The organism is Roseomonas sp. TS2, from assembly GCF_058833935.1.
Genome location: NZ_JCACVY010000286.1, coordinates 1 through 3,783, shown reverse-complemented (window position 1 = coordinate 3,783; position 3,783 = coordinate 1). Strand labels below are relative to the sequence as shown.

The window sequence follows — 3,783 nt, the reverse complement described above, 5'->3', positions numbered from 1 at the left end:
CCAGCTCGGCATAGACACGGCTGGCGGTGGAGGGGGCGATGCCCTGCCGGTGCGCGAAGTCCCGGCTGGTGGGCAGCCGGTCGCCCGGGCGCAGGCGGCCCTGTGCCAGATCCTCGGCAAGGCTGTGGGCAAGCCGGTCCGCGAGTGCGCGGTAATCGGGGGCACGGTCCTGGGTCATGGCCCGATTGTACCGAGGGCAATTCCGTTATTGAAGCGGCAATATGCCGGTGGCAAAGATTGACTCGGATCAATCAGGGGAAATTCTGTCATGGTCGGAGCGATATTCCGGCTCAATCGGATCAATGTGCTGAGCAATGCGCCGGTGCCGCGTCTGCGCGTGTTGCTGGCGCTGTGGCACCGCCGCGCCACCACCCGTGCCGCCCTGCGTGCGCTGCCGCCCGAGCGGCTGCGCGACATCGGGCTGAGTGCGCCCGAGGCGCAGCGCGAAGCCGCGCGGCCCTTCTGGGAGGATGGGGAGCGGCGCCGCCGGAGCTGACCGGAGCGGCCAGCCGCCCCAGCCAGCCGCCTCAGGAGGAGAGGCTGAAGGCGGGCTGCGCCGGGCCGGGAGCCTTTCGCCCCGGCTCCGCCGCCCGGGAGGGATGCAGGGCGGCGGGGTTCAGCTCGGCCACCACCGGCAGGTGGTCGGAGGCCTCGCGGCCCAGCGGGTCGCGCCAGCTCGGGCCGAGCAGGGGGGCGGGGCGGCAGAAGATCTCGTCCAGCCGCAGCAGGGGGCGGTGCGCGGGGAAGGTGCGGTGCCGCGTCACCGCCGGCAGCACCGGCGCCAGGGCGCGCCAGACCGGGCCGCGCCAGGACCAGTCGTTGAAGTCGCCCATCACCACCAGCGGGCCGTGCAGCCGCCGCGCCAGCGCCGCCAGCCGCGCGGCCTGGTGCCGCCGCTCGCGCCAGCGCAGGCCGAGATGGCTGGCGATGACGCCCAGGTAGCCGCCCGGCGTGCGCACCCGCGCCGAGATGGCCGTGCGCGGCTCCCGCCCGGGGTAGGAAAGGTCGTGCAGCGACTCCTCCTCCATCGGCCAGCGGCTGAGCAGCATGTGGCCATAGGCGCCGTCGCCGGCGCGCAGGGTCTCGGCCGTGGCATGGGCGGCGAAGTGCCCGCGCAGCGCGGCGAAGGGGGAGGGGCGGTCGCCGCGGTTGCGGCTCTCGATCTCCTGCACCGCCAGGATGTCGGGGTCGTGCCGGCGGATCAGCTCCAGCACCCGCTCCAGGTCGTAGCGCCCGTCCGGCCCGATGGCGGAGTGGATGTTCCAGGTCATCACACGCAGCTTCATGCGGCGCCGGCCTCCGCCTCGGCGCCCTCGGCGCCCGCCTGGCTGCGCGCGCTGCGCCGGCGGTACCACGAGACCAGGCTCTGCAGCCCGTAGGACATGCCGCCCCAGGCCACCAGCACGGCGGCGAAGCCCAGGATGTCGGTCAGGGAGGGGTCGGTCATGATGCGCAGCAGCCGGTCGCCCAGCGCCGTCATCAGGATCAGCCCGGGCGCCAGGCCCAGCGCCGTGCCCACCGTGTAGTCGAGCAGCGGGATGCGGATGGCGCCGGCCACCAGGTTGACCAGGGTGAAGGGCGCCACCGGCATCAGCCGCACCATGGTGACGGCCATGATGCCGTTGCGGGCGATGCTGCGGCTGACGCGGTTGATGCGCGGGCCGAGCAGCTTGCGCAGCAGCTTCGGCCCCACCTTGCGGCCGAGCAGGTAGGTGAGCACGGCGCTGACCATGGCCCCCACCGCCGCATAGGCCAGCCCCGGCCACAGCCCGAAGGCGGCCGCCGTGGCGACGATCAGCACGTTGACGGGGAAGGCGATGAGCCCCAGCGCCATGAACAGCCCGAGCGCGATGACCGGCCCCCAAGCGCCGTTGGCGTTCTGCATGGAGGCGCTGAAGGTCTCGGGGTTCAGATAGGCCGAGAGCGGGGTGTAGCGCCACACCACCCCCAGCAGCAGAACCGGCACCACGACCAGCGCCACGCGCGCCCAGAGCGGCAGGCCGTGCGGCGTGCCGTCGGCGCTGGTGAAATCGGCCAGCAGCATGGCGGAGCCGAGCGGGCGCTCCGGGTCGGCCACCGCCTCGATCTGCGGCAGGGCCTCGCCCTCCTCCAGCTCGCCATCCTCGATCGGCAGCAGCTGGTGGGCGCGGCCGCCGAGGCGGTCCAGCGCGCCGAACAGCCCGGCTTCCCGCACCAGGGCTTCCACCTGCTCCGGGGTGGCGGCGAGGTGCTCGGCCAGCAGCCGGTTCCGCACGCCGGCCACCATGGCGCGCTGCGCCGCCGTCTCGGCCTCGACCACGAGGTCGCACTCGGTGTCGGCGCCCATCGAGCGGTTGCAGAGATTGGCGGAGCCGATGCGCAGCACCCTGTCGTCCACGATCATGACCTTGGCATGGACCATCACGTCGGCCTGCGGCGTGCGCCGGGTGCCGACATGCGGGAAGACCAGCCGCACCCGGTCCGCCACCCCCGCCTCGCGCAGCAGGGCCATGAAGCGGATGCGCCCGGCCAGCATGGTGCGGTGCTCGAGCCAGGTGTGATGCGTCTTGGGGCCGAGGATGACCACCTGCAGCTGCGGCCGTGCGCGCAGCCGGTCCGCCAGCCGGCGCGCCAGGCCGAGCGCGGTGAGGAACTGGTTCTCGATGTAGAGGCTGCGCTCGGCGCGGTCGATCATCGCCTCGAACAGGCGTTCCACCTCGCGCAGCTCGGGCTCGCCCTCGTAGCTGCCCTGGGTGCGGGCGATGCCGACCTTCACCTCGGTCAGGTCCGGCGTCACCTCGGCGGGCCAGGGGGCGGGGCGGCGGGGGACGGGCTCGCGCGGGCGCAGATCCTCGCAGGCGCCACGCGCCCAGCGGGCGCGGAACAGATCGGCCAGCGCGCCGGCCGCCTCGCCATCCACCATCATCTGCACGTCGTGGAAGGGGGCGTAGGTCTCGTCGCGGGGGTCCACCCGGTGCGGGTTGACCGGGTTGTGCGCCGGGGTGTCCCAGCGGCGGATGGTCAGGTCCAGCCCACCCGAGAAGGCCAGGGTGTCGTCGATCACGGCGATCTTCTGGTGGTGGGAGGCGCCGAAGGCCACGTCGCCATCCAGGCACAGCTCGATCTGGGCGGGGGTGTTCCATTGCAGCGCCAGCTCGGGCAGCAGCTCGCGCTCCAGCGCGTAGAGCACCGAGTAGTCCCACAGCAGCAGCTTCACCCGCAGGCGCGGCCGGCGGCGCACCAGCTCGGCCAGGAAGGGGCCGAGGGTGGCGGGCAGCCCGTCCGTCGCCTCGCCGGAGGGGCCGACGAGGGGGGAGCGGCTGTCGATGTCCCAGCCGGCGATCAGGATGGTCTCGCGCGCCTGCTTCATGGCCTCGCGCAGGGCGCCGTAATAGGCGGCGGCATCGACCAGCACGGCGGCGCGCGGCGCGTGCTCCACGCGCCACACGGTGTCGCCGGGCCGCAGCAGGGGCTGCTCGGCGTGCGGAGGAGGGGGCAGGACGGTGCCGCTGGCGGGGTTCGGAGTGCTCATCGCCATCCCGCAACGCAGCGGCACCGGAAAAGTGTCATGCGCGCCGCGGGACACAGCGGCCCCGGCGGCTGCAGACCCACGGCGGCAGGACGGGCGGGCTGTCAGCCCCGCAGGAGGACGGGCAGGTTGTCCAGCAGCCGCACCTCGCCCAGCCGGGCGGTGGCGAGCAGGCGGGCCTCGCCGTGCTGCCCCTCCGTCCAGGGCTTCAGCGTGCGCGGCACGACCAGGGTGAGGTAGTCGACGCCGAACCCGTCCGCCGCCAGCCCCTCGCG

4 protein-coding genes are annotated in these 3,783 nt (G+C 73.7%); 1 reads left to right on the top strand and 3 read right to left on the bottom strand.

Going from position 1 to position 3,783, the window contains the following annotated elements; translation table 11 throughout:
* Nucleotides 1–178, bottom strand: a 178-nt coding sequence (locus tag ACZJYS_RS23380) for a GntR family transcriptional regulator (RefSeq protein WP_493180515.1), incomplete at its 3' end; no start/stop codon positions are given.
* 144 nt (nucleotides 179–322) lie between these two features.
* Between ACZJYS_RS23380 and ACZJYS_RS23375 the strand changes: the two genes are divergently transcribed.
* A complete protein-coding gene (locus ACZJYS_RS23375; protein ID WP_379634204.1) occupies nucleotides 323–496 on the top strand; it encodes a DUF1127 domain-containing protein in 174 nt (57 codons plus the stop codon).
* 31 nt (nucleotides 497–527) lie between these two features.
* Here ACZJYS_RS23375 and ACZJYS_RS23370 read toward each other — a convergent pair whose 3' ends face one another.
* Nucleotides 528–1,286 (bottom strand): endonuclease/exonuclease/phosphatase family protein, encoded by a 759-nt coding sequence (locus ACZJYS_RS23370; protein ID WP_493180514.1) that lies wholly within the window; start codon nucleotides 1,284–1,286, stop codon nucleotides 528–530.
* On the bottom strand, nucleotides 1,283–3,511 hold the full coding sequence (locus ACZJYS_RS23365; RefSeq protein WP_493180513.1) for a VTT domain-containing protein: 2,229 nt from the start codon (nucleotides 3,509–3,511) through the stop codon (nucleotides 1,283–1,285). Before ACZJYS_RS23365 ends, ACZJYS_RS23370 begins: the two co-directional genes overlap by 4 nt.
* Nucleotides 3,512–3,783: the final 272 nt, after the last annotated feature.

Excerpts from the sequence above, each read along its gene's own strand:
- ACZJYS_RS23370 (WP_493180514.1), bottom strand. The coding sequence starts at position 1,286 with ATGAAGCTGCGTGTGATGACCTGGAACATCCACTCCGCCATCGGGCCG.
- ACZJYS_RS23365 (WP_493180513.1), bottom strand. The coding sequence starts at position 3,511 with ATGAGCACTCCGAACCCCGCCAGCGGCACCGTCCTGCCCCCTCCTCCG.